Source organism: Klebsiella spallanzanii (genome assembly GCF_902158555.1).
Taxonomy (GTDB): domain Bacteria; phylum Pseudomonadota; class Gammaproteobacteria; order Enterobacterales; family Enterobacteriaceae; genus Klebsiella; species Klebsiella spallanzanii.
This window is the reverse complement of sequence record NZ_CABGGS010000034.1, coordinates 372,906-398,633: the sequence shown is the minus strand read 5'-3', so window position 1 is coordinate 398,633 and position 25,728 is coordinate 372,906. Positions and strand designations below refer to the sequence as shown.

At 54.5% G+C, this 25,728-nt stretch carries 26 protein-coding genes; 11 read left to right on the top strand and 15 right to left on the bottom strand.

Going from position 1 to position 25,728, the window contains the following annotated elements; translation table 11 throughout:
- Positions 1-4: 4 nt before the first annotated feature.
- Both FN082_RS19860 and FN082_RS19855 read left to right on the top strand, forming a co-directional pair.
- Positions 5-532, top strand: a complete 528-nt coding sequence (locus FN082_RS19860; protein ID WP_139539883.1) for an L-2-amino-thiazoline-4-carboxylic acid hydrolase — start codon at positions 5-7, stop codon at positions 530-532.
- A complete protein-coding gene (locus tag FN082_RS19855; protein ID WP_142982216.1) occupies positions 532-1,320 on the top strand; it encodes a pyrroline-5-carboxylate reductase family protein in 789 nt (262 codons plus the stop codon). Before FN082_RS19860 ends, FN082_RS19855 begins: the two co-directional genes overlap by 1 nt.
- Here FN082_RS19855 and FN082_RS19850 read toward each other — a convergent pair.
- Positions 1,317-2,273, bottom strand: coding sequence for an AraC family transcriptional regulator (locus FN082_RS19850; RefSeq protein WP_142982215.1), 957 nt, complete (start codon positions 2,271-2,273; stop codon positions 1,317-1,319). The two genes, FN082_RS19855 and FN082_RS19850, sit on opposite strands and share 4 nt — an antisense overlap.
- Positions 2,274-2,381: 108 nt before the next feature.
- On the opposite strand from FN082_RS19850, the gene FN082_RS19845 reads away from it, so the two are divergent.
- Complete coding sequence (locus FN082_RS19845) at positions 2,382-3,581, top strand: MFS transporter (RefSeq protein WP_142982214.1); 1,200 nt, start codon at positions 2,382-2,384, stop codon at positions 3,579-3,581.
- Positions 3,582-3,680: 99 nt separating this feature from the next.
- Here the strand turns inward: FN082_RS19845 and FN082_RS19840 are convergent, their stop codons facing one another.
- The 3 genes from FN082_RS19840 to celB are packed head-to-tail and all read right to left on the bottom strand — an operon-like array spanning position 3,681 to position 7,419.
- Positions 3,681-5,138: a leucyl aminopeptidase family protein gene (locus tag FN082_RS19840; RefSeq protein WP_142982213.1), complete on the bottom strand. Its 1,458-nt coding sequence runs from the start codon at positions 5,136-5,138 to the stop codon at positions 3,681-3,683.
- Positions 5,139-5,141: 3 nt separating this feature from the next.
- The gene (locus FN082_RS19835; protein ID WP_142982212.1) at positions 5,142-6,095 is read right to left on the bottom strand and encodes a N(4)-(beta-N-acetylglucosaminyl)-L-asparaginase; all 954 of its coding nucleotides are present in this window, start codon (positions 6,093-6,095) and stop codon (positions 5,142-5,144) included.
- Between the two features lie 4 nt (positions 6,096-6,099).
- Positions 6,100-7,419, bottom strand: coding sequence for a PTS cellobiose transporter subunit IIC (celB, locus tag FN082_RS19830; protein WP_139539877.1), 1,320 nt, complete (start codon positions 7,417-7,419; stop codon positions 6,100-6,102).
- Positions 7,420-7,573: 154 nt separating this feature from the next.
- Here celB and FN082_RS19825 point away from each other — a divergent pair, with 154 nt between their 5' ends.
- On the top strand, positions 7,574-8,410 hold the full coding sequence (locus FN082_RS19825; RefSeq protein ID WP_142982211.1) for a helix-turn-helix domain-containing protein: 837 nt from the start codon (positions 7,574-7,576) through the stop codon (positions 8,408-8,410).
- A 258-nt stretch (positions 8,411-8,668) separates the two neighbouring features.
- Positions 8,669-9,541 (top strand): AraC family transcriptional regulator, encoded by an 873-nt coding sequence (locus FN082_RS19820; RefSeq protein WP_139539875.1) that lies wholly within the window; start codon positions 8,669-8,671, stop codon positions 9,539-9,541.
- 36 nt (positions 9,542-9,577) lie between these two features.
- Here FN082_RS19820 and FN082_RS19815 read toward each other — a convergent pair whose 3' ends face one another.
- The 11 genes from FN082_RS19815 to FN082_RS19765 all read right to left on the bottom strand — a co-directional run bounded on the left by FN082_RS19815 (position 9,578) and on the right by FN082_RS19765 (position 19,904).
- Positions 9,578-11,098, bottom strand: a complete 1,521-nt coding sequence (locus FN082_RS19815; RefSeq protein WP_185932136.1) for a carbohydrate porin — start codon at positions 11,096-11,098, stop codon at positions 9,578-9,580.
- Positions 11,099-11,186: 88 nt separating this feature from the next.
- The gene (locus tag FN082_RS19810; protein ID WP_208431167.1) at positions 11,187-11,528 is read right to left on the bottom strand and encodes an L-rhamnose mutarotase; all 342 of its coding nucleotides are present in this window, start codon (positions 11,526-11,528) and stop codon (positions 11,187-11,189) included.
- 135 nt (positions 11,529-11,663) lie between these two features.
- Complete coding sequence (locus FN082_RS19805; protein ID WP_208436574.1) at positions 11,664-12,968, bottom strand: MFS transporter; 1,305 nt, start codon at positions 12,966-12,968, stop codon at positions 11,664-11,666.
- A 48-nt stretch (positions 12,969-13,016) separates the two neighbouring features.
- A complete protein-coding gene (locus tag FN082_RS19800; protein WP_142982210.1) occupies positions 13,017-13,898 on the bottom strand; it encodes an amidohydrolase family protein in 882 nt (293 codons plus the stop codon).
- Positions 13,895-14,845 (bottom strand): aldo/keto reductase, encoded by a 951-nt coding sequence (locus tag FN082_RS19795; RefSeq protein WP_208436573.1) that lies wholly within the window; start codon positions 14,843-14,845, stop codon positions 13,895-13,897. Before FN082_RS19795 ends, FN082_RS19800 begins: the two co-directional genes overlap by 4 nt.
- Before the next feature lie 16 nt (positions 14,846-14,861).
- Positions 14,862-16,013, bottom strand: coding sequence for a mandelate racemase/muconate lactonizing enzyme family protein (locus FN082_RS19790; RefSeq protein WP_142982209.1), 1,152 nt, complete (start codon positions 16,011-16,013; stop codon positions 14,862-14,864).
- On the bottom strand, positions 16,010-17,056 hold the full coding sequence (gene adhP / locus FN082_RS19785) for an alcohol dehydrogenase AdhP (protein WP_139540103.1): 1,047 nt from the start codon (positions 17,054-17,056) through the stop codon (positions 16,010-16,012). Before adhP ends, FN082_RS19790 begins: the two co-directional genes overlap by 4 nt.
- Positions 17,057-17,068: 12 nt before the next feature.
- The gene (gene rbsD, locus FN082_RS19780; protein ID WP_142982208.1) at positions 17,069-17,569 is read right to left on the bottom strand and encodes a D-ribose pyranase; all 501 of its coding nucleotides are present in this window, start codon (positions 17,567-17,569) and stop codon (positions 17,069-17,071) included.
- 5 nt (positions 17,570-17,574) lie between these two features.
- Positions 17,575-18,504 carry a ribokinase gene (locus FN082_RS19775; protein WP_180349618.1) on the bottom strand — a complete coding sequence of 310 codons (930 nt, stop codon included), beginning with the start codon at positions 18,502-18,504 and terminating at the stop codon, positions 17,575-17,577.
- A gap of 57 nt (positions 18,505-18,561) precedes the next feature.
- Entirely contained in the window at positions 18,562-19,263 is a 702-nt protein-coding gene (deoC, locus tag FN082_RS19770) for a deoxyribose-phosphate aldolase (protein ID WP_139539869.1), read from the bottom strand.
- A 233-nt stretch (positions 19,264-19,496) separates the two neighbouring features.
- Positions 19,497-19,904: a hypothetical protein gene (locus tag FN082_RS19765; protein ID WP_139539868.1), complete on the bottom strand. Its 408-nt coding sequence runs from the start codon at positions 19,902-19,904 to the stop codon at positions 19,497-19,499.
- 272 nt (positions 19,905-20,176) lie between these two features.
- On the opposite strand from FN082_RS19765, the gene FN082_RS19760 reads away from it, so the two are divergent.
- The 6 genes from FN082_RS19760 (at position 20,177) to FN082_RS19735 (ending at position 25,586) form a co-directional block, all read left to right on the top strand.
- Positions 20,177-20,986: an ABC transporter ATP-binding protein gene (locus FN082_RS19760; protein ID WP_139540102.1), complete on the top strand. Its 810-nt coding sequence runs from the start codon at positions 20,177-20,179 to the stop codon at positions 20,984-20,986.
- Between the two features lie 24 nt (positions 20,987-21,010).
- Positions 21,011-21,967 carry an ABC transporter substrate-binding protein gene (locus tag FN082_RS19755; protein ID WP_139539867.1) on the top strand — a complete coding sequence of 319 codons (957 nt, stop codon included), beginning with the start codon at positions 21,011-21,013 and terminating at the stop codon, positions 21,965-21,967.
- Entirely contained in the window at positions 21,964-22,971 is a 1,008-nt protein-coding gene (locus FN082_RS19750) for a FecCD family ABC transporter permease (protein WP_139539866.1), read from the top strand. Before FN082_RS19755 ends, FN082_RS19750 begins: the two co-directional genes overlap by 4 nt.
- 473 nt (positions 22,972-23,444) lie before the next feature.
- Positions 23,445-23,951 carry a hypothetical protein gene (locus FN082_RS19745; RefSeq protein ID WP_142982207.1) on the top strand — a complete coding sequence of 169 codons (507 nt, stop codon included), beginning with the start codon at positions 23,445-23,447 and terminating at the stop codon, positions 23,949-23,951.
- 179 nt (positions 23,952-24,130) lie between these two features.
- Positions 24,131-24,847 (top strand): FadR/GntR family transcriptional regulator, encoded by a 717-nt coding sequence (locus FN082_RS19740; RefSeq protein WP_180349617.1) that lies wholly within the window; start codon positions 24,131-24,133, stop codon positions 24,845-24,847.
- 1 nt (position 24,848) lies between these two features.
- Positions 24,849-25,586, top strand: a complete 738-nt coding sequence (locus FN082_RS19735) for an IclR family transcriptional regulator (RefSeq protein WP_142462410.1) — start codon at positions 24,849-24,851, stop codon at positions 25,584-25,586.
- Positions 25,587-25,728: the final 142 nt, after the last annotated feature.

Sequence of the window (25,728 nt, the reverse complement as noted above, 5' to 3'; positions counted from 1 at the left end):
GTGCATGAGCGAAATCACCGCAAAACCGGCGCATAACGTGGCAACCTTAACTGATGAAGTCACTCTGGCACTGCGTGCGATTACCGAAAAAAGGGCCGCAACTATCGGTTATCTGCTTGATGAAAGCCGCCAGCGTAACATCACTGATGATTTTGCCCGTGAGGCGATTCGTCATTATGGCCGGGATATTGGGCATAAGATACGCGCGCAGATGCACGATGAACGAGATCTGGAAGCGTTCGCCAGGCTGTTTACTCGCGGTCTTGAATCTCAGGTTTATGAGATGGAGCCCGTCAGTGCCAGCCGCACGGAATTTATCGTCCTGTTTCACTATTGCCCTTACGTCAACTGCTGGCGACAGCAGGGGCGCGATGCCCGTGAAGTTGAGACGCTGTGCGATATCTGTATGGAAGGCGACCATGCGTTAACCGACGCATTCCCGGGACTGAAGTTAGATGTACAGACCGCGCTGGCCCGTGGTGACGCGGTCTGTCGGCTGCGTTTTTATCAGTCAGAAGAGCAGGAGGCATAATGGCAAAGGTTCATTTTATCGGGGCCGGGCAGATGGCGGAGGCGATTATTCGCGCCTCATTAAATAACGGCACGCTGCGGGCGGAAGAGATCTCGCTGGAGGATATTGATGGTACGAGAGTTGATTATCTGCAAAACCTCTATTCGCTGCCGGAGGGGCGCGGATTAACGGACGCTTCTCTGGTGGTATTGGGGATCCGTCCGCAGGACGATCTGGCGGCGGTGGCTGACCGTGCGCGTTCGCAATTGACGGGGGGAACGACGGTTGTTTCATTGATTGCCGGAGTGACGCTGGAAAAACTGTCCTCCCTGTTTGGCGCTGAAACGCCGATTGTCAGGGTGATCCCTAATACTCTGACCGATACCGGATTTGGCTATAGCGGGGTGACCTTAAACGCCGGGGCCAGCGCGGAGCGGGTCGAGCCGTTTCTGCGTGGTTTCGGCAAAGTACTGTATCTGCCGGAACGATTAATCGATATCTTCACCGGCTTTGGCGTCGCAGGTCCCAACTATATCTACTACTTTATCGAGTCCTTTACCGATGCCGGGGTGTTGGCGGGGTTGTCGCGGGTTCAGGCCACTGAAGTGGTGCTGGAAAATCTGCTCGGCGCGGTAGAGATGCTGCGCCACAGCCAGAAGCATCCGCGCCAGCTTCTGGATATCAACAATTCACCGGCGGGAGTGGGGATTCACGGTCTGTACGAGCTGAACAACAGCGATTTCGCCGCCGGGCTTCAGCGTAGCGTGCTGGCGGCGGTCAGGCGCACTCGCGAATTAGGGCAGGGCTAAAACTCTTCTCCCTGCGACAGGTCACGCAGTGCGCCCGGCGCTTTGCCGGTGATGCGCTTAAAGGCGCGGCTAAAGGCGGCATGCGAACTGTAGCCCAGTTTGAAGGCCACTTTTTCCAGCGCCTGTCCCTCATGGGAAATGTACTGCACCGCCAGCCGCATCCGCAGCTCGGTCAGGTAGCGGGCTGGCGTGGTGCCGGTGGCGGAGAGAAAGCGTTCGGCAAATACCGAGCGGGAGGTTCCCGCCTCGCGGGCCAGATCTTCGACTTTCCAGTTGATGCCGGGCTGCTGATGCATGGCGTAAATGGCTTTAGCCAGTTTCGGGTCGCGCAGCACCTGTACCCAGCCGGTGGCATTGCCGCAACCGCACTCCACCCAACCCCGCACAATCAGCGCGGCGACCACATCCGCCAGCCGCGCCAGAATGCCAGCATAGCCCGCCTGACGCGTCAGGGTTTCACGCTCCATGGCGGCGAGCATCGGCTGGATCTCCGGGCGGGTGGTCAGCAGGCTGCTGACCAGCATGACTTCCGGCATCGCTTTGACCAGCGGCTGCATGCCGCCCAGCTCAAAGTCCATACAGGCGCTGAAAATAATGGCGCTGTCGTTTTTCGTATCATCGCATGCGGTTTTAACGCAGCTTACCGAGTCGCAAACGGATTCGCTGGGCAGTCTGGAGACGTTGACCACTGACGCCTGGTCATCGGAGAGCAGCACGTGACCATCGCCGTTGGGAATAAATAGGGCATCGCCGCTTTGCAGCATCAGGCGCTGACCGCTGACCATGCGCAATAATACCGGCCCCCGGCTAATGAAGTGAAACTGGGCTTTACCCGGCACGAAGCCAAACTCAACGCCGAAGGGGCGAGAGGTCTCAATGCGCCGGTAGTTGACGCCGGAAAGGCGCATGCCGCGCAGCAGTTCGCTGGTGAGATCGAGAGCTTGCTGAGTCATTACATCATTCCCGGACGAATTATCAATAATTGCAGAGTATGCATCATAGATCGTCCGGCAGGAACACCCTAATCTTAACGAAATGTTAATTGTTCTGGAGAGATGTATATGAGTTCCTGCATTGCCGCTGAAGAGAGTCTGGCAAACGCTAAGCCCGCATGGCGCGCCGTCTACGCGCTGGCGCTGGGGGTGTTTGGCCTGATTGTCGCCGAATTTCTGCCCGCCAGTTTGTTAACGCCGATGGCGGCCAGTCTCGGGGTGAGTGAAGGTATGGCGGGGCAGGCGGTGACCGCGACGGCGCTGGTGGCGTTGCTTACTGGTTTGCTGATCACTACCGCGACCAGGAATATTGATCGCCGCTGGGTGCTGATGTTTTTTTCCGTTTTGCAGATCATCTCCAGCATGATGGTGGCGTTCGCCGGAACGCTTGAATTTTTACTGCTTGGACGATTGTTGTTAGGGATTGCCATCGGCGGCTTCTGGTCAATGTCTACCGCGACCGCCATGCGTCTGGTTCCGGCGGCGATGGTGCCAAAAGCGCTGGCGATTATTTTTTCTGCCGTGTCGATAGCCACCGTCGTTGCCGCGCCGCTGGGGAGCTATTTTGGTGCGCTGATAGGCTGGCGTAACGTATTTATTATCTGTGCGGTGCCGAGCGTAGTTGCGCTGTTGTGGCAGCTGTGGGTATTGCCTTCGATGCGCCCGGAGAGCGCGGGCAGCTTTGCGACGCTGTTTAAGGTGCTGCGCCGTCCGGGCATGATGGGCGGGATGCTGGCGACCATCCTGATTTTCAGCGGTCATTTCGCTTTTTTTACCTATCTGCGACCGTTTCTGGAAACCGTAGCTCAGGCCAGCGTCGAAGGGGTCTCCCTGATCTTGCTGGGTTTTGGGGTCGCGAACTTTATTGGTACCTCGATTGCCGGACATTTTCTCTCCAGAAGCCTGCGCATGACGCTGGCGTTGGTGCCGCTGGCGATGAGCGTGCTGGCGCTGATGATGGTGACGTTCGGGCACTTCGCGCTGTTGGATGGTTTGTTGGTGGCGATGTGGGGCTTTGCCTTTGGCCTGGTGCCGGTGGGTTGGTCAACCTGGCTTGCCACCACGGTACCGGATGAGGCGGAAAGCGCGGGCGGGCTGTTGGTGGCATCTATTCAATTGGCGATAGGCGCGGGTGCGGCAGGCGGCGGGGCGGTGTTCGATCTTAACGGCGCCAGCGGGGTGTTCGCCGGCAGCGGCTTGTTGCTGGTCAGCGCGATGGCGATTGTGTTGTTTGCGGTGAGGGTTAAGCCGGTGGTGAGCGAGGAGTAGATGATTCCCCGGAGGCGGTGCTGGCGTACCTGTCCGGGCTACTTTACGGCAGGTGCGTTATAGGTGTAACCCGGACAACGCGCCGCCCCCGGGAAGGTTTTAAACATGGCTGATATCGTTGAGCAGATGCTGGATCAGCAGCGGTATTGGCCTGCCGGAGGCCACGCTTTTACCGCCTTCTCGCCACAGCGCCGTGCCGCTGACGTCGAGGTGGGCCCATGGGATTTCCGGTGGACAGAAATGCTGCAACAGCCAGGCGGCGGAGGCACTGATTGCCGCGTTGTTGCCCGGCGTATTGCAAAGATCGGCAATCGCGCTTTCGGTCTGTTTTTTCAGCCGACTGTCCAGCGGCAGCGACCAGACTTCATCTCCGCTCTCTATTCCCGCCTGAGTTAACGCCGAGCGCAGGGTTTCGTTTTGGGTCATTAAACCACTGAGGTCATAACCCAGCGCTTTCACCACCGCGCCGGTCAGCGTTGCCATATCGATAATATAGTGCGCCTGCGGATGCCGCTGGCTGGCCCAGGCAATGGCATCGGACAGCACCAGGCGGCCTTCTGCATCAGTATTGTTGATTTCTACCGTTAAGCCATTGCAGGCCCGAGCGACGCTGCCGGGCTGCATGGCGTTAGGGCCAATGGCGTTTTCCGCCAGCGCCAGCACGCCCATCACCCGCACCGGCAGCGCAAGCTTCGCGATGCTCAGCATCAGGCCGAGCACGTTGGCCGCGCCGCACATGTCATACTTCATGGTATACATCCCGGTGCCTTCCTTCAGCCACAGCCCGCCGGTATCAAAGGTCACACCTTTGCCCACATAGCAGCGCACCTGGCCATGGCTGATGCCATCATAATGAATCGCCAGCAGGCGCGGCGGGCGCTCGGCACCTTTACCGACCGCATGCAGCAGCCCGAGCCCTTGCTCAATAATGGCCTTTTCATCAAGCACTTCGCAGCGCAGAGCGGGAATATCGGCGCATAAACGTGCAGCTTCGTCCACCACATACTGCGGCGTGCACTGCTCGGAAGGCAGGTCCGCCAGCCGCCGTGCGGCGATCATGCCGTACGCCGTGGCCTGCTGGCGATGAGCCAGGGTTTCAAGCACGGTCTGCTGTTCAGGCAAGGCGTAAAGCGAGAGCTGGCGCAGCCGCCGTTTTTCGGTATTTACCCGATGCAGGCCCAGATCGTCGAGATGCCAGGCCAGGTTAAACAGATAACGCAGCGCTTTGGTTAATGCGCCGTGCGCCTCTTCCAGCGAGCAATCCAGGAGTAGCGATTCACTCACCGGCGTTTTGCATAACGGGCGCAGCGCCTCGGTCAGGCTGTCGTTCAGCGCATCCTGCCACTGAGACCGTGGAATAAGGGTGATACGGGCGAAAGGCGAGCAGCCGAAGCGGGAATCCGCGATCTCGCCGCACTCTGCCTGTTTGGTCATTTCCATAAGCAAAGGGCTGGAGTTGAGCGGAAATGTTGCTAACAGCGGACTGCCCGGCCACGTTACCAGATGTGCGCCATCGCAGGTGCTATCCAGCTGATTCATTAAGCGATAATTCAACATGACTTACTCCTCGATGGGTGCGCGAATACGTGCGGCATAGGCCTGCATCCATTCGTCGTCCACCGGACGGTAATGGGTTTTCTCCTGCACGCGCTCGGCGCAAAACACGGTGAGTGGCTGCGTTGCGCTGGCGACAACAAAGGAGAAGGTTTTGATATTGGTGGCCGCGCCGAATTCGCCCTGACGGTTCATGCAGACCACCGAAAGATCTCCCGCGCGGCCAAAGCGTGACATCAGTTTGTCCTCCAGCTCGCTGACCACCGAGTCCGCCGCCTGCTGCGGCGTCATGCCCTGGGCCATTCGTCGTACAATTTCGTAGCTGGTACAGCCTTTCATCAGATCTTCGCCTACGCCGGTTGCCGTCGCGGCCCCGATCTCGCTATCGCAATAAAAACCGGAACCGATAATCGGCGAGTCGCCCAGCCGCCCGCGTTTTTTCATAAACAGGCCGCTGGTTGACGTTGCGACGCTCATGGAACCTTGTTTATCGAGGCCGATAATGCCGACGGTGTCGTGGCCGTCGTAGGGGCTGAGGCCTTGATCCAGCGTTTCGCGACAGCGTTTGTGGTAGTGCTGCATCGCCCGCTCGGTCAGCATCTCTTTGGCGGCGAATCCCTGACTCAGTGCCCACTCGCGGGCGCCCTGACCGACCAGCAGGCTGTTGTATCGCTGGCGGCTCAGGGCGTGAGCCACCTTGACCGGATTGGCAATGTCCACCAGATTGCCAACCGCGCCGAACGCCAGGGTATCGCCATTCATATAGGCGGCGTCCAGTTCGACTTCGCCGTTCTCGGTCGGCAGGCCGCCGTAGCCTACCGATTTGTAAAGCGGAAAATCTTCTACCGTCGCTACCGCATTGACGACGGCGGTAGAGGTGTCAGCACCGGACGCCAGCGCGTTCGCCGCTTCCGTTACGCCTTCCAGCGCCATTCGCCAGGTGGCAATAATTCCCCACATTGGTTTACTCCTGTTTAGCAAGCGTGTTGTCCGTTGCGGCACGGGCGGTGATTTCTGCCGCGCGATACTGCTTATCGACGATGCGCATAAAAGGCAGATACAACATGGCGCCAATCAGCAAATTAAGGATCTGCATCACGCTGCCGCTAAGATGCCCGGTGACGATAAAACCACTGATCACCGGCGGCAGCGTCCAGGGAATAAAGACCCCGGTAGTGACCGCCACCGCGCCGATCTTCATCGCTGCGTACTGCACCGTCACCAGCACCAAAGGCACGAGGTTAAAGGGGATCAGCATGATCGGGTTCATGATCACCGGCAGGCCGAACAGAATCGGTTCGTTGATATTAAAGATGGAAGCACCAGCGCCGAGGCGGGCGACTTCGCGCATATTTTTGCTGCGGGCAAAAATCAGCATCGCAATCACCAGCGATAGCGTTGCGCCCGCGCCGCCCATCCAGATCATATCGAAGAACTGTTCGGTGATAATGTGCGGAGGCGTCACGCCAGCCTGAATAGCGGCAATGTTATCGGTCTGGTTTTCCATCCACAGCGGACGAATAATGCCGTTGATCATCGAACCGGAGTTGATGCCGACCGACCACAAAATAGTGATGCTGAAGACGGTCATCAGCGCGCCAAAATAGGAGGTGCCGTAGTGACGCACCGGCGAGGCGACGACCTCATAAATAAACTGATGGATGGTCGCGTAGTGGGTGTGCTCAAACCCGATACGAATCGCCAGGATCAGAATCATCACCAGCAGCGCCGGGATCAGCGCGGCGAAAGATTCCTGCACCGCAGGCGGAACGCCTTCCGGCATCTTAATCACCAGTTTTTTACGCTTTAACCAACAGAAGAGCTCGGTCCACAGTAGCGAACCGATCATGGCGACGAATAATCCTTTGGTACCAATCCATTCCACCGGGATCACCGTGATGCCGCCGTTTTCTGCCACCTTGATAAACGGCGTCAGAATAAGAAAACCTACCAGCGAGAGGATACCGCAGGAGATACGGTCATCACCGTAATGTTCCGCCAGGCGGTAGGCGACCAGGAAGCTAATAAACAGCGACATCGTTGAAAATACCGCGTTAAACGGGATTTCGATAATCGCGCTCCAGCTGGCGCCGAAGGTGCTGGCCATAAATTGCTGGTAGCCCTGATTAGGGAAAGAAGAGATCACCAGCAGAATTGAACCGACAATAATAAAAGGCATGAATGAAACGTAGGCGCCGCGAATAGCGCCGAGGTGACGCTGCTGGGCGGTTTTGGCCGCCAGAGGCATCAGTTTAGCTTCAAGAAATCCCAGAACATTGTTCATTGTGAACTCCGTACAAGATCGACAGGGGTTGTGTGTGTTATTTATGGCGAATTATGCGAGAAAGCGGTGGGCTGAAAGGTGAAGCGGTTCACATTGTATTCTCTGTAGTTATATATATCTCATATGATTAGTTATGTTTTCTGTAGAGGATTGTATGGAAATTAAGCTGCATGCCAATGCTACGACCACCCCAAGAACGCGTAAATATCTCCAGGAATCAGATAAAAGTGACCGGGAACTGGCGCAAGAGCTGGGGATTTCCATCACCACGGTTCGTCGCTGGCGTAACCGCAGCCAGATTTCAGATAATCACACTACGCCGCATTTAATACACAAAGTATTGAGACAAGAACAAGAGGCGTTGATTAACGCGCTACGCGATGTACTGCGTGCGCCGCTGGACGAGCTGCTGTTTATGGTGAATGAGGGGCTGGGTATCGCCATTTCCCGCGCGACGCTAAACCGCTATCTCCGTCCGGCCCATGAAGGGCGAAAAAATGCCGCGCCGCAAGGAAAGAAGGCATTAAAAGCCGGGTTGCGCGCGGATACGCTGATGCTCCATTACCGCCTGCTGACGCTCTTAATGGACGACGGCGGCGAGCATCATCTGCTGTGGGCGCAGGAGCCGATTAGCGGCTGGTGCTTTGGCCGCATCTATTGCGGGATTTCGCCCGCGCTGGTTGATAGCTGGCTGGAGCAGGTGCTGGAAGTTTGTCCGGCTCAGATACAATGTCTTGAGACTTACGTGCAAAAAGGCTTTCATCCTTCCAGCTCGGGGCTGTTGTGTAGAGCGGTAGCGGCACAAGAGGTTGGGGCGGTGCAACTGAGTGAACGATTAGCCGACGTTATCCCGGCGCTGGATGAACCCGATGCTACTCTCCAGCGTCTCTGCGCGCTGTGGAACCAGGGGCGAACGCAAAAAAAGCTGGGCGATATGACGCCGCAGGGGTTTCTTGAGTCGCTGGATGGCTGTGTTTCTATGAACCGGTAACATCCCCGGATTGCGGCGTAAACGCCTTATCCGGGCTATAGGTTAGTGCGGACCAGTAGCCCGGCTAAGTGCAGCGCGAGCCGGGGCTCTATGCCTGAACTCAACAATACTGCTCTTTTTACTCAAAACAGTAACGTTGAATTTCCTTATCGCTTTGTTGTGAGATAGCTCAAAAATCCATAACCTAACAACCCTGAATCGCACCGTACCGTGTCACGATAGGTCATTATACGTTTGATAAGGTTTGGAGAGTGGCATATGAATTCGCCCGCGCAGCGAACGCAGGTCATCGAAAACTGGTATCGCGAGTCTGACGATTTTTCGACGTTGGTTAACTATCGGGTTCTCCGGGCAGGGCATATTCGGGCCAACGCCAATTTTCATATTCAGCGCCAGTCCGTGGTCGGGCATGAGCTTATATTTTGCCTCAAAGGTCGCGGGGTTATTAAGCTGGAAAATAACCTTCATCATGTACAGGAGGGAAATCTTGCCTGGCTGCCGGTACGCTGGCCCCATGAACATTATCCTGATAGCGCTGAACCGTGGGAAATATTATGGCTGAGAATTGATAGCTCAAAATTAAATAACATCATGCATATTCTCAACGTTCTCCAGGAGCCGGTATTTGCTTTTCAACAGCCGGAGAACGTCACCGAAATTTACTATCAGCTCTTCGGCTTAATGAAAAGTCATACGCTGGTATCGGATGCGCATTGCGATGCGCTGTGCGCAAAGCTTATTTTTACTTTACTGGAGAATCGCAGCCAGGAAACGGAGAAATCGCCGGTAATTACCCATCGCGGCCTGGGGCGGCTTATATATCAGATCCACAGCCACTATCATGACGAGTGGGATATTGAAAAATTTATGCAGTACTGCCAGGTGAGTAAATCACAGCTATTTCGCCTGTTTCAGGAGACCTTTAATCAAAGTCCGTTAAAATGGCTGAAAAATTATCGCCTGTCTCAGGCCCGGCGGTTATTGGTCGAAACCGATGACACAATTAGCAAAATTGCCGGGCAGGTGGGTTATAACGATCCGCTGCATTTTTCGCGTGATTTTCATCGTGCGGTGGGGGTGTCGCCCAGCGAGTTTCGCCGTCAGGAGAAACAGCTCTCGGATGGAGAGTGAATACGAACGGCTTCGCAGGGAAGCCGTTCGCTGCGATCAGAAGAAGGTTTCCATCTGAATACCAAACGACCACTCTCCACCAGAGGTAAAGCCTTTCTGGCCCAGCGTATCGTTGGGACTGTAGTTATCCAGCGCTTTATCCCAGTTCATCCAGGTGGCAAAAACGCGCAGTTCCGGGCGGGTGAAGAACGGCGAGACATCGTCCGGGCGGAAAGTCGGGGCAAAGGTGAGCTTATAGAAGTTGCCGTGGACCTTCTGGTACTGCTGATAGCCGTTAGGATCGAGATCCATATACTGCCAGGTGGCTTCATAGCCTAACGCGAAGTTCTGCGTGATATTTTGCATGACGCGACCGTTCAACGTTACCCAGCGATAGTCATCGCCTTTGACGTAGCGATCGCTGCTGTATTGCGCAAGAATTGACGGTGCGAAATCCCAGTTGCGGGCCAGGTTAACCATGCCATAGCTGGCAAAACGCAGGGTGCTGGCGTCAGAAAGCAGTGCCGGGTCGGTACCGATATTTTTCACCTCCGCGCCCAGCCCTTGCCCCCAAGACAGCACGCTACGTGATTCGCCTTGTGCCATCCCATAGAAGCTATCGCCCTGATAACCGAGAAGTACGGTGTAGCCTTTATTAGCGGCGTTGAAGACTTTATAGCCGCTGAGCGTTTCGCGTTCCTCGTTGTCTTTGGCCTGCATGCCGCTGACGAAAAGCTGCACGGGACCGAAATAGTTGTTGGCGGTGAGAATGTAGTTCTGCACATCGTTATTCACCACGTCGACATCGCCAAAGCTGCGCCCGATAAAGGAGAAGTTGCTGCGCGTGTTCTCTGACCAGCGAACGTCATAAATACCACCGCCGGTGCCGTTGAGCGCCACGAACTTGGAGTCCAGCCACGGAATTTCAAAGTTGTCGCGGTCGACGCGCTTCCCGGCCCACAAGGTGGTGTCTTTGAGCGGCCCGGTAAAGCTGGGCAGGGAGGCGATTTCGGCAAACGCCTGGCTGACGTTTAGGGTGCTGGAGTCGGCGGTCCAGTCGTTGTAGCTTTTTTGCTGGTCGGCGATCATGGTCATAAAACGGGTTGTCGCGCCATTATCCAGACGTTGTTTTTTCTCCAGATAGACTTCGACGTAGGTGTCAGGTTCGTTACCCAAACGGCCAATCGCGCCGCCGGTCTGCCCGGCAGGGGTCATAAATGGGCCACCCTGGGTATGGCGAGCGTTGTGGTTGGTCATCATCCCGGCGCGCGCGTAGCCGTGAAGTTCAAAATAACCATTATCGTCCGGGGTGATTTTTTCAATTTTTTTCGTGCGGGTTTCAAGGTCTTCGACTTTTTTTTGCGCCTGGTGCGAACCTTCTTCCGTTTGTTTTAACTGAGTCGCTAATTCAACGTTTTTTTGTTCCGCGATAGCCGCGCGGTTTTCCGCCTGCTGAAGCCGTAATTCCAGTTGGTTCAGGCGTTGTTCGATACTGACATTCTGTGCGGAAAAAGCGTAAGGGATGGCCATAATATTTATCAGGCAGAAACCGGGTAGGGTTATAGAGGTTATTTTCATATTATTCTCATTAGGTCACTATCATAAATAAAAAGGGCAGAAGCTCTGCGCTGGTTAATAAGCGCAGAGGTTGTTATTTATCTTTCTATTAATCTAAGTGGTAAACTTCTTCCATTTCCACCCACAACGTACCTTCCGGCTCGCCGTCGAGCGGCATCTGGCATGGCCCGGTTTCCCGCCACCATTCCTGGGTTTTTAAATGCGCGGCCATTTTCTTCTGGTCAGCTTCATAATCGTCACCGTCATATTCGAGATAGCTGAACAATAATCCATTTTTATAGTAAATAGAGAAGTTACGTAGATTGCACTCTTTGATCATGGCGTTGACTTCCGGCCAGGGATTAGCGTGCAGTTCTTTATAATAACCCAGCTTTTCTGGACGGACTTTAACCACGCAGCCAAAGCGGCGAACTTTATTCATCGTAGTCATTCTTATTCCTTAACGTGCCGCCAGTGGACGGCGTAAATATGCGGAGTATCAAATACCATTTGTGCCTTAAATTGCGCAGGCAAGGGCCTTCACACTCATTGCTGAGTGTGCTCTCACCTGCAAATAAAACGTTATTTATTTAACGGATTTAATCGGCAATACAAAAAACGATGAAGCAAAGACAAAAACAATAGCGGCAATAAACAGCGATGAGTAATCATTATTAAACGTCGCCAGTAGCCATGCGGATAATATTGGGCTGAATGATTGCGGTAATACGGTAGCAATTGTCAGGATCCCCATATCTTTACCGGCCTGTTTGCCACCGCCGGGGAGCACCTGGGTCATTAACGCCATATCAATGGAGGTATAAGCGCCGTAACCCAACCCCATAATCGCGGCGTAAATATACATTCCGGTCAGCGTTGGCATAAACAGCGGAATACATAAACCGGCGGCCATCAGCAGGGTTGAGAGGAAGACGAAGATTTTCCGCCGCTGCAGTTTGTCGGAGATGATGCCGGAAACCAGGCCGGAGAACAGCAGCGTCACCAGGGTGATGACCGAGATGGTACCGATGGCGTAGTTAGAATCTTCAACGCTTAAACCAATGAAATCCTGCAGGATATACAGCTGATAGGTGACCACGCCCTGGTAGCCCAGATACATGGCGAAGCGTCCAAAGAATGCCCAGCCAAAATCAGGATATTCGCGCGGGCTGACCCAGAAATTTTTGAAGAACGCCCCCCAGCGGAAGGGTTCAACCTCCATTGCGCGGGTCGAGGGTTCACGGTTAATCAATACGAAGGCCACGCAGCAGGCGGCGATAGCCAGTGCGAAAACCAGATACCCCAGCTGTAGATTCCACGCCAGATAGCCGGCAAGAATAATCCCCACCGTACCGCCCGCGGTGGAACCCGCGCCGACGAAGCCGGAAGCGATACCGCGATTCTGTGGTAAAAATCGATCCGCGACCACCGTGGCCAGCGGGCCGTTCATACAGTTCAGCGAGACGGCAGCCATCAACCAGAATACCGCAATACCGGCGATAGTGGTGGTCATGGAAATACCGAAGATAGCCAGTCCGCCGAGCAGCGCGCCGCCTACAATAAACGGCGAGCGGCGTCCCCACGTTGAACGGCAGCGGTCGGATAACGCCCCGGCAATCGGCTGGGCGAAAATGGTAAACAACAGCGCCGTGGTCATGACAATCGCCAGGTTATTGGCTTTATTTGCCGGGTCGATTTGCGCCACATGATTGGGGAGAAGAACAGAGATAACCCCGCAGTAGAGCGCCAGCAGAACAAAGAAATTGGTAAACAGCGAGGCCAGCAAAATATTTTTCTTACGTCCCGTCACCATAATATTATTTGCGGGCGGCGTGCTTTGCGATTTATCGTCAATCTTACAGTCGGGCAATGAATTGATATTATCGGACATGCTTATTTCCTCGTTATTATTCAGTAGGGTAAATTGAAATAAACGTTATCAGCCTTTAGTTCTATTAATTTCCCCTCCTGATGGCGTCAGATATATACGACGCGCGTTGTCGCCCATCACCGCGTTAATTTCTTCGCAAGATAAGTGGGCAATAGCATCCGTTACGCAGGTTTTCCAGCGCGCGTAGCCGCCAGCCAGTTCGACAACCGGCCAGTCGCCGCCGAATAAACAGCGCTGCGGGCCAAATGTCGTTATCGCCTGTTGGATCCAGGGGAGTAGCTGCTCAGGCTGCCAGTTTTGCCAGTCCGCTTCGGTCGGCAAACCGGAAATTTTGCACGCCAGTTGAGGAAAGGCGGCGAGGGCGGTCAACGCGTTCTGCCAGGTCTGCCACTGGTTATCAGCGATAGCAGGTTTTCCCATATGATCCAGCACGACCTGGGCTTCAGGGGCGCGTTGAAACAGCCACGTCAGTAAGTCATGAAGCGCGGTGAGTTGGGACGCTCTGACGCACATATCCAGCACATAGCCTTCGCAGGCCGCCGCCAGTAAACCGTCGCGATAACCGGCGTGATAAAACAGCTCCAGCGGTTCGTTTTGCAAGGAGCGCCGGATGCCCACCACGCGCGGCAGCTCACGTAAATGGCGCAGATATGGTGCCACGGCGTTGCCTGTTTCCAGCGGCGCCCAGGCGACAATTCCGGCAAGCTTAATCGCGCTGGTTTTCGCCAGTTGGTTTATCCACTCCACCTCCAAAAGCGCCTGCTGCGTGGCGCAGTCGGCCTGAACTACGATGGCGGCGTCCGGCGACTGGGCCAGTTCTGCCAACCGGGCGGGCAAAAAAGGCCGGTTCAGCGCCGGGAGTTCACGCAGCCAGTCGTAACGCAGCATGCGAGGATCCCAGAGATGCAGATGGCTATCGAGGGTACTCATTTTTGCGCTTTCCCTCCGTTGCCCGGCAGCAGATCCCAGCCAATATTGAGTACCGGAGCCATCAGATCATCGATTTGCGCGAGCAGTTCCGGGTCAAGCGGCTGCGTGCACCAGCGAATGTTATCCAGCATATTGTCGGCGCTGGCGGTGCCGATAACCGTCGAAGCGATGCCGTTATCCGCCGCGGTGGTGAGTGCAAACTGGAGAGCAACCTGGGCAATATTCACGCCGTGGCTGTCGCATAATTCGGAGACTTTGCGGCAGATAGCCTGCACATCCTGGTGCGCCGGGTGCCACTCCGGTGCGCCGGTGCGGGTCAGCAACCCCATCGAAAGCGGAGAAGCGTTGAGGACGCCGATACCCGCCTGATTCAGCCGCTGCGCCACCGCTCCCAGCCGCCTGTCCTGTAAGGTCCAGGTACAGTAGGCCATCACGGTATCCACTTTCTGCTCGCAGGCCACGCGTTCAAGCAGCGCCAGGTCGTAGCCGGTAATGCCAACGTGGCGCACGACGCCGCTATCGCGCAGTTCACGTAGCGTCGGCAGCCCTTCATCGAGCAATTGCTGCATGTCGCCATATTCAATGTCGTGGCACTGAATCACATCGATATAGTCGCAACCTAAGCGAGTAAGGCTTTCATCGATGCTGCGCAGGGTGGCCTCACGGGAGAAATCCCACAGGCTGTCGCCGTAGCGGCCGACTTTAGTTGCCAGGGTGTAGCTCTCGCGCGGTACGCCTTTTAACGCGACGCCCAGCGCGGTTTCCGCTTTGGTTAGCCCGTAATAGGGAGCGACATCGAAATAGTTCACGCCGTGGGCGAGAGCCGTCGCCACGGTTTCGTTGGCCTGCTGTTGCGACACCGGGTGATAGATGCTGCCCAGTGATGCCGCGCCCATCGCCAGCACCGGGACCTGAATCCCCGTGCGTCCAAAAGGTACTGTTTTCATTATTTGTTCCTTATGATTAATCGTTGGCAGACGTCCGCAGGCTCAGGCGCAGCCCGGCGCGTTCGGGCCTGACGTGCGGGCCTTGCGCTATCGTCCAGTTGCCGTCGCTGGACTGTTGTTGCAATGCCTTTTCGTCGATGGCGATCCCAAGCCCCGGTTTGTTACCCAGCACGATGCCGCCGTTTTCAATGCGCTGATCCACACGCAATCCGTTCGGGAAGCTTAGATCTTGTATCTCACAGCTCAGATGATTGCTGACCGCCGCCGCCGCGTGGGCCACCGGGTTGGCGTTGTAGCCCACCGGACTGACCGGCAGACTAAAGGCCTGCGCCAGGTTGGCCACGCGCAGAAAATGGGTAATGCCCCAGCACATGCCCGCCTGAAGAACATCCACCGCGTTCTCTTTCAGCAGCGGCAGAAACTGTTCGAGGCCGGTGAGATTCTCCCCTGTGGCGACCGCGCAGCGCACCTGCTGGCGAATCGCGGCGTGCCCGGCGGCGTCCCAGCGGCGCACGGGTTCCTCAATCCAGCTCAGATCGAGCGCATCCTGTAAACGGCTGACATAGCGTACGGCCTGCTTAGCGCTCATCGACTCGTTGACATCAATCATCATCGTCGGCGATGGGCTGTTAGCGAGATACACTTCGCGTACCGCCAGCAGGCGCTGTAAATCGTCTTCAACATCGAGACCGCCTTTGAGCTTAAAAGCGCTGAATCCACGCTCGGCAAAACGCTGGTGTAGCGTGGTTAACTCCTCCAGCGACAGCGGAAAGTCCAGCCCCGACGCGTATCCGGGAACATAAGGGCTTCTCGCGCCGAGCAGACGCCAGAGCGGTTCCCCGGCACATTTGGCTTTCAAATCCCACAGCGCCATATCCACGACGCCGATGGTCCCAAAAACGCTGCCTGCATGGCCGCTTTTAAAAACCCACGCCTGCATCCGGTCATAGAGTGCCGTCACCGCGCGCGGATCTTCGCCTTCAATGGCCGGGAAGATGCGTTCAATATCCGCGTGTCCGCCAACGCCGATTCCGCTAATGCCTTCATCGGTTTCGAGGATCAGTACCGGGACTTCAGTAACGCCAGAGGTGAGGGTACCGTTGACATCGCCAATCGGACGTCCCCAGCGATGCCAGGTTTTAATCGTGCGCCAGCCGGTGATTTTCATGCGCCTGACTCCTCTTTCTGTCGCGAGGTGCGTAAATCAATCACCATGCGTCCCTGGATGGTGCCGTTGTCCATCTCGCTGAAAATAGCGTTAATCTCTTCCAGCTTGCGGGTCTGTACTATCGGGCGAACGCGTCCGGCCAGCGCGTGCTGAAAAGCCTCTGCCAGATCCTGACGGGTGCCCACCAGGCTACCGACTATCTGAATGCCATCGAGCACGGTTTTGACGATGTTAAGATCCAGATCGCCCGGAGGTACGGCGACGCACACCACTTTGCCTGCGGCGCGGACGCTATTGACGGCCTGGTGAAAGGCGGCGCGCGCGACGGCAACCACGACGGCGCAGTGGACGCCGCCATCGGTAATCTGCTGGATGCGTGCGGGAACGTCATCCCGGCTCGGGTTGAGGGTGATTTCTGCGCCGCACTCGCGGGCGAGTTCCAGCTTGTCGTCCTGCAAGTCAATGGCGATAACGCGGGCATTAAAGACGTTACGGGCGAACTGGATAGCCATATTGCCAAGGCCTCCGGCACCCCAGATCGCCAGCCACTGTCCGGGGCGAACGCCGGAAACGCGAATGGCTTTGTAAGTGGTCACGCCAGCGCAGGTAATACTGCTGGCAACCAATGGGTCGAGGCCCTCGGGGACTTTTACCGCGTAGTCGGCTTTCACGATGCACTGTTCGGCCATCGCGCCATCAACGCTGTACCCGGCATTTTTCACGCTACGGCAAAAGGTTTCCCGACCGCTGACGCAGTATTCGCACACGCCGCAGCCTTCATAAAACCAGGCGATACTGACCCGGTCTCCAGGCTTCAGGCTGGTGACGTCATCGGCGACAGCGCGAACGATGCCGATCCCTTCATGGCCGGGAATGCGTCCCGGCACCGGGCCAAAATCGCCTTGCACGACGTGGAGATCGGTATGGCAGACGCCACAGCACTCAACGTCGACCAGCGCTTCACCGGAGACTAACGGCCGCACCGGCATCTGGCGAATCTCGACCTGACCGGGATGACTTTGACTCACTACAGCTGCTTTCATCATGACCTCCCGTCAGTTCAGTTGCGGCGTGACGTTATCGATAATCCGCTGGCGTCGTGCGACGTAAGCGGGTAGGGGCTGCACGCCTGAAGCGTCGGTAAACCAGGCAAAAGGATCGGTGCTGGCGACGAGGGCGAAATTCGCCCACGGCTCGAACGATCCGGAACGGATAATCAGCTTGGCTTTGTGCGCGATGTCGTGGCATAGCATTTCGTGGCTGGCGGCCTGAAACTCCGCGCCAGAGCCGGTATAGATAGTTTGCACTTCGCGATACAGCTGCGGATGGCAGTCGCGCACTTCGCTGGCAAAATGCACCTCTTCAACGAAAATCTCTTTGCGCAAAACGCGCAGGATGTCACGGACATCAACGGTGCCGGGCCACAGACCAAGATCGATGCGATTCGCGCTGGCGGGAATTGGAAAACCGGCGTCGGTTACCAACACAATATCGGTATGGCCGAGGGTCGCCAGGGCAGCGGCAAGTTCAGGGTGTAAGATTCTATCGGGTCTCATTATTGTTATTCCTCGGTCACGGCGTGCGATTGCAAAAAGGCATCGACGTCGGTGCGGTATTTGTAAGAGGGCACGGTTTCCCAGTCAGAGCAGCACAGCGCTGCGGTGGCGTTGGCGAACAGGACCGCTTCGCTTATCGGCTGACCTTCGTCCAGCGCCACCGCAAGGGCAGCGTTGAAGCTGTCGCCCGCACCGTTGCTGTCAACCACCTCAACCAGACAAGGGGGAATTTCCTGCGTGGTTTGCGGGCCGAATACTGCGGATCCCGCATCGCCCAGCGTCATCACCACATAACGGCAGCCCGTCTCCAGCAGCATGCTGGCGATTTCCCGGTTGCTACGAGCGTCGTCCGGCGCCAGGCCCAGCGCCACGCGTGCTTCAGTTTCATTGGGGGTGAGGTAGTCGATCGCGCTCAGATCGAGACCGCGTAGATCTCTGGCCGGCGCGGGGTTAAGAATGGTGATTTTATCCAGCGACTTTGCGCGTCTCAGCCCGTAGAGCGCGGTTTCCAGCGGAATTTCCAGCTGAGCCAACGCCACGCCGCAGCTTTTGATTTGATGCAGGGCGTTATCCACCAGCGCCGGGGTAAAGAGTTTGTTCGCTCCCATATCCACGACGATGACGTTACGGGCTTCTTTATCTTTAATAATCAAGCCAGCGCCGGTCGGCAGCTCGGTGGTCAGGGTGAGACCATCGATATTGATTCCTTCCTCCAGCATCAATTCAACGAATTCGGTGCCAAAAGTATCTTTACCCACCACGCCGCTATAGACCACGTCTGCTCCCAGGCGGGCGGCCTGAACCGCCATATCGGAGCCTTTTCCTCCCCAGGTCTGGCGGAAGTCATGCCCGATTAGCGTCTCACCAGCCAGCGGAATGCGCTCGGCAGTCATTACCAGGGCCTTTGCATAACTGCCGAGAATAAATACACTCATCACATACTCCTTAAATTGTGCGGGTGCGGTACCGCCGTTTCCGGCGGTACCGTTCGGTTAATAGGCGTTGATGTCGCCGACCAGACCTTTCACCAGCTCGGGTCCTGAGCTGGTGCCAACCAGCTCTGCGCCTGCAACGAACATCTCTTTCATCTTCTCCAGAGTGTTCACTTTACCGGATACTTTGACCCGGCAAGGGGCCTGGATATTGGCTTTGAGAAGTTGAACGTCTTCTACCGTTGCCGCGCAGCCGCCTTTGCCCCAGCCGCTGGATTGTTTCACCCAATCAATACCTGCTTCATAGGCGTAGCGAGTGGCTTTGATTTTCATCGCCTCTTCGGTGATAAAACCAAACTCCAGCATTGCCTTCACTTTCATTCCCAGGTCGTGGGCGATGTGGGTGACTTCCTTCAGTTCATTGAAATAGAGATCATCCATTCCGCCGAGTAAAAAGCCTGGGTTCGGTGGGAAATCAAACTCATCTGCACCTTCTTTGGCCAGTTCTCTCACCACGGCGACTTTCATGGCCGTCGTATCGTTGGCCTGAGGGAAGTTCACGGTGGTGGCGACGCGAATACCGGTTCCTTTCAATACGTCTTTGGCGACGGAAACCCAGCACGGTGCGATCATCGCCGCATCGAACTGATACTCCATGCAGATGTTCAGATGCTGAATAAGCCCTTCGCGCGTCAGGTCCGGGTTGACGTTGGTGAACTGGATGGCCTTCGCGACCTGGCGGGGATCATTAAAATCGATCATGTACCACTACTCCTGTTGGCTGAAAAAACATACGTTACGATGTGAATGACATGGGCTTACTGTAAGGAGGTGGCAGAAAAGGCGTGATAGGCAAGAATCCCGACCATATGGACAGAATTTTCAGACGGATAATTTTGTGAGGGAGTTGGCAAAACGAGCGTGTTTATGGTGCTGAAAATGGCTGGCGATGGCGGGCTTCAATAGGTCCAGGGCCTGGAAGCGAAGCCTCTTCGCTACTTTAGCGCGGAGCCCGCGCGCTCATTTGCCAGGGCTTTCTTCCATTTACAACTGTGATAGAAAAAATAGCCTATCGCGAGCGGTAGCGTCAGGGGGGCCAGTACAAACCAATAGAGGGCACCGAATCTACCTATGCCACCACCATTAATGACTTCAAACACGCGCTCAGACACGATTGAAAGCAAGAGATCGTCGGCCATCCGTTTAGCAAATGGCCAGAGAAACATGGAGAGCCACAACAGGGCATTAATCCACCAGTGCTGAATTATCTCATTGAAATTATAAATAATTATACCGTAGAGAATAATTCCCACCGCAAATTTTCCAAGAAAGTCAGTACTGTTTATAAACCGGAGTGCAGGGTGCCGCTGCTGCTGGGTGGTATTGTTAGCTAAACGCCGCATCCTGCTTTTACCTGGGTTCTTCTTTTTCCTGCTCACGTGGCCTCTTAGCTTAACTACTCGTTTTTATTCAATTTATCACTTTGCATTCTGTATTGTCGCCTCTGGGTGGGAGAAGCCTCTAAGCGATGCATTGTACATATAACAGATTAAATGTTATGTTATAACATAATTAAAAAATCATTATAAAATATGTGACTATTCACCTTTCTTTTTAAATGATAATGATTATCATCTTTTCTGGGTAGTGAAAGATGAAAAAAGTTCGCCTGCTAATGGAGGAGAGTTTGACAAATTGTGGTACGGCCGTTGACCCGGTGCTCAGCGTCAATATCGAATCATTGCCGCGACCCGGCGGCGGGGAACTTCTCTCCGGGATTCATTTTAATGCCGCTAAAGGGGAGTGTCTGGCGGTCATTGGGCCGAATGGCAGTGGTAAAACATCTTTATTACGTGCGATTGATCAGGAACTCACATTGCGGGATGGCGACATTCGGATATTTGGTCGTTCCATTGCGACCTTGACCCGGCAGCAGCGGGCCCAGCAGATTGCGGTGCTCGCGCAGAATGACGCTCCCGATTTGCGGCTGGCGCTTGAAGATTATGTCGCGCTAGGACGCATTCCTCATGCCCGGGATATGTCGCGTCGTGAACACGAAGCCATCGTGACCCGCGCCATTAACGATACGGGATTGCTAAAACTGCGCAAGCGTTCGCTATCCGCGTTATCGGGCGGGGAGAGACAGCGGGCGGCGCTGGCGCGGGTACTGGCCCAGTCGCCAAAACTGGTGTTGCTGGATGAACCAACCAACCATCTTGATCCGCCAGGGCGGGTGGAACTGCTTTCGTTAGTGAAAAGCCAGGGAATCACGGTGGTTGCGGTATTGCACGATCTTTCGCTGATTGAATCCTTTGCCGACCGCGTTTTGCTTTTATCGCAGGGGCGCGCCGTGGTGTGGGATGTGCCGGAGCGCGTGCTGGTTTCACAACGGCTTTATCCCGTTTTTGGATTGACCAGCTTTACCGTACCGCATCCTGAGACCGGGAAGGCGCTGCGGATTTTTGAGGTTCCGGGCTATGCGTAATAAATTATTGAGGAAAAAAAAGTCATGAATAAATGGTTTGCAGGGATGATGGCTGTGCTATCCGTTTCAGTAGCAAACGCGGCTGATTATCCCGTCACGATTGAGAGCTGCGGGACGCCGGTGACGTTTACACAGGCGCCGAAACGGGCGGTCATACACGATCTTAATATGTCTGAAATGGCCTTTGCTCTCGGATTGCAGGACCGTATTGTTGGGCTAACCGGTATTACCGGCTGGTATAAAATGACCCCGGAATTTAAACAACAGATGGGCTCAATTCCCGAGCTGGCGCCTAAATACCCCTCGCTGGAAACGCTGCTGGCGGCAAATCCCGATTTCTTTTTTGCGGGCTGGAATTATGGGATGAAAGTTGGCGGAGAGGTCACCCCTTCGGTGCTTGATAAATATGGCATCAAGACGTTTGTGTTGAGCGAGAGCTGCGTGTTTACCTCTGATAATAAACGCAAAGCGAGCATGGACCTGCTGTATCACGATGAACTGACGCTGGGCAAGATTTTCGGCAAGCAGCAGGAAGCGCAGGCGCTGGTCGATGGCTGGAAAAAAACGCTCGATGCGCTGCCTAAGCCGCCGCAAGGCGCTCAGCCATTAAAGGTGTTTGTCTATGATTCTGGCGAAGACAAGCCCTTCACCAGCGGGCGATACGCTATGCCGACCGCTATTATCGAAGCAGCGGGGGGGAAAAACGTGATGGACGGGCTGGATATCAGTTGGGGAACAACCTCCTGGGAGAGTGTCGCCACAGCGGAGCCCGAGTTTATTATTCTTCTCGATTATCAGACCGGCAGCGGGGCGGATTCGCTGCGTCGCTTCCTCGAAAATCATCCGTTAATGAAGCAGACTCCGGCGGTGAAGAATCATCGCTATCTGAAGCTGCAATATGCTGAATTGACGCCGGGTCCGGCGAATATCAAAGCGGCCGAAAAACTGGCTCATGCGATGTATCCAGCGGCGAACCAATGAGTGGTACTCAATATCGCTATTACTGGGCAATGTGGGGCGCTCTGCCAGTATTAGCCGGATTAATGCTGCTCAGCGTTGCTAAGGGCAGCGTGCCGTTATCGTTGGCGCAGGTTCTGGGGGCCTTACGGATCCTTGATGTGCCGGTTACAGAGATGGTCGGTCGTATCGTCATCGACCTGCGAGTGCCGAGAACGTTGCTCTCGGTGCTGGCAGGGGCCGTTCTGGCCATGGTGGGAGGGCTGTTGCAGACGACCACGCGCAACGATCTGGCCGATCCTTTTTTATTCGGGCTTTCCTCCGGCGCATCGGCGGGAGCCGTGCTGGTGATCACCCGGTTCGGTGAGCGGCTTGGCGCGCTGACGCTGCCGGTATCGGCCTTCGTTGGCGGTATCTGCTCGGCGGTAGCGGTGATGCTGCTGTTCCATTTTAAAAAGCAGCGCGGTGCCGAACATTTAGTGATCTGCGGGCTGGCGATTTCGTTTTTATTTGGCGCGCTCACCAGCTATCTGATTTTCTCCGGCGACCAGCGGGCCGCCAGCTCGGTGCTGTTCTGGTCTCTGGGGGGACTTGGTCTGGCGCGTTGGGATAATTTGCCCTATGCCGCATTTAGTCTGCTGTTTCTCTGCGGTTTTATCCTGTTACGCTGGCGCTCGCTGGATGGCTTACTGGCCGGTGAGCAGACGGCGCAGTCGTTGGGCATTAACGTCAGCCGTCTGCGAATGGAAGTTTTTTTCTGCTGTGCGCTGGCGACTTCACTTCTGGTCGCGTTAACCGGGGTGATTGGTTTTATCGGGCTGATGGTGCCGCATATGTGCCGCTATTTTTCCGGCGTTAAGCATCTGCTGCTGCTTCCTTTATGCGGCCTGTGGGGAGCGGTGCTTTTGTGCGGCGGCGATATTGTCAGCAGGACGCTGCTGGCCCCGCAGGAGCTGCCGATTGGGATCATCACGGCAGGAATAGGAGGATTGTTTATTATTATTCTGTTAGCCAGGAACCGTTCGTAAACCTCCCAACGCCGGGTCATCGCCTGGCGTTTTTACTTCACAGAGACGTACAGGCAAGCGGCGTCACCCTATTCTATCTAAACGGATGTTAAACAAGCATTCATAAGAAATATTGAAAATTTAAATCTCCCGGATATAAAGAATACGTCGATGGGGTTATATGTTGATAAATTTAGTTTTTCAACTTTATTTCTCAAAAATCATTGTGTTCTCAGGGTTTTGTGCTGATTTTTTCAATTTTATTACTGGACAATAAGAAAAATCCTGGTGGAACTGGCGGTTTTATCACGTCATACGGGGCTGGCATAAAATAGTATGGCTTGAGTTGTCACGGGATTATTCTGAAAATCGGCCGTGTGGACAATAAATATTAAACAAATTTATAATTCACCCACTTCACTTATGGGTATACCCCATAACGCGTATTATACGCATTTCTGTAAAGGATTATTGAACTTTCGTGAGGGAAAGAAATGTTGACTATTTTCAGCCCTAATCATTTTTTTAAAAAAGCCATGCGGCTGAAAATAAATGACTTAAAAGCTGTCAGGCAGGCAAATCTGGTCGACTTGTGCCTGACGAAGTATGCATCTGGAAGTGATGCGCAGTTCCATTTTCTAATCAATAGCTTTGAAATGAAAAAGAATTTTGTCTGTTTCAAAGTTGAGGATAATATCATTTGCTTGATAAACAAAAGACGCACTGCGCATATCGCCAACATAATTTCCAGAGTCACCGATGGTATTCCCGTAGGTGAGGATATCTGCTTAACGGAAAGAGAATTTCAGTATATTTTTATAATGAAGTTTAACGTGCTGGCAAAAGACTATCCGGAACTACTTGGCATTACGCCGAAGGCGTATAGTAGTTATAAAAGAAAGTTAATTGACAAGTTTGGTTTTAACTCATTTCATGCGCTGTTGGCATTGTCGAATTATTTACACGCATCTTCGATGATTGATAAATTTACGCCAGATTAATTACCCCGCAACTGTGCGCTGCAGTCTCTGCTTTTTGCAGACTCCTCTTTATATCGTTTTCAAACGCTCGCTAATCGCTTCTGCGATCTTGCCGATATAGTGAACATCAAAGTGTTGCACAACGGAGTTGGCTTCCGTAAATTCATAGATATGAATCTTGTCCGTATATGGGAAATATCATGGATGTGACAGCACTTAAGAAAACTACGCTGACCGAGCAGATTATGGAGCAGATTGCTTCGCAAATCACCTCCGGAAAGCTCAAGCCGGGTCAGCGCCTGCCGAACGAACGAGCAATGGGGGAGATGTTCAACGTCACGCGCAGTCGGGTGCGTGAAGCGCTACGCGCGCTATCGCTGATTGGACTTATCGAGATAAAACCCGGTGATGGTAGCTATGTCTGCGAAAACAAACCGCAGCTTCCCGAAGAGACGATGACCTGGATCTTCCATAAAGAGATTCACAATCTTGATGAGATCTATGCTGCAAGAAAGCTAATAGAAGAAGAGGTCTATCTCACCGCGATTAATGTGGTAAGCCATAACGATCATATACGCTTTCAGGCATTAATTGACCAGATGGCGGAGCTGATTAGCCAGGACGGTCAGCCGGAGGCCTATCACCAGCTTCTTGATGAATATGACCTGTTGATGGGCCGTCTATGCGGCAATCAGATTTATGACAAACTGATGCAGACCATCGTGATGCTGCGTAAGGATTTTTCGCGCAAATTGCTTAATGCCGATGGCGCGATGGCGCACAGTTTTAAGCTCAGATTGAGTATTCATGAGGCTTTTATCCAGCGGGATAAGGTCCAACTGCGTAAAAATCTGAAGTCTTTCTACCAGTCTTCGCGCAAATTCTACGATCGTATTGCGGATAATAAAGATAAATAATATGGCCAGGGTTAAATCTGCTGAGAGGGCTTTCCGCCTGCTGGAACTGATTGCCAGTCATCGTGAGGGGCTAAGCTTCACCGACTTGCAAACCAGTCTTGATATTCCCAGAAGTTCCGCCCATAGCCTGATTCAGGAATTTCTCGATAACGACTACCTGCTGTATATGCCGGATACCCGCTTGTATCACGCGGGTCTGGCGCTGATAAAAATCGCCGCTAACTGTATTGAAAGCACCGATCTGGTCCGCGATTTGCGGCTGCTGACCGCATTTCTGAGCAAACGGTTGGGAAAAACCAGCCACGCGGCGATTCTGGACGGCAGGCAGGTAGTTTACCTGGCAAAAGCGCTCGCTCAGGACGATCTCTCATTAATGCGGCATATTGGCAATCATCTTCCGGCGCACTGTACCGCCGTCGGTAAAGTGCTGCTGAGCCAATACAGCGATGAGGAGATTACGCAGCTTTATGGCGACACGCCGCTGGAGAAAATGACGGTCGATTCAATTGGGACGTTGCCGGTTTTGCTTGCCGAATTAGGTGAAGTGCGTCAGCAGGGCTACGCCATTGAGCAACGCGAGGCCAATGAACGCGCGGCCTGCATTGCTCTTCCTGTTTATTCTGGCGCAGGAAAAATGGTCGCGGCGTTTAGCGTGACCACTTTGGCCTACGAATGGGAGTCGCTGGTGCTTGATGATGTACTGGCGGTGATGAAAGAGTGCCGGATACTGGCGCAATAGCGACAGTTTCAGAATATTGCCGAACCATCCCGGAGGCGATGCTGCGCATCTGTCCGGGCTACCAGCTTTCAGAAATCTGCGGTCCCGTAGCCCGGGCAAGGCGCTTGCGCCGCCCCCGGGGAAGACCGCAGGGTGTTGCAGC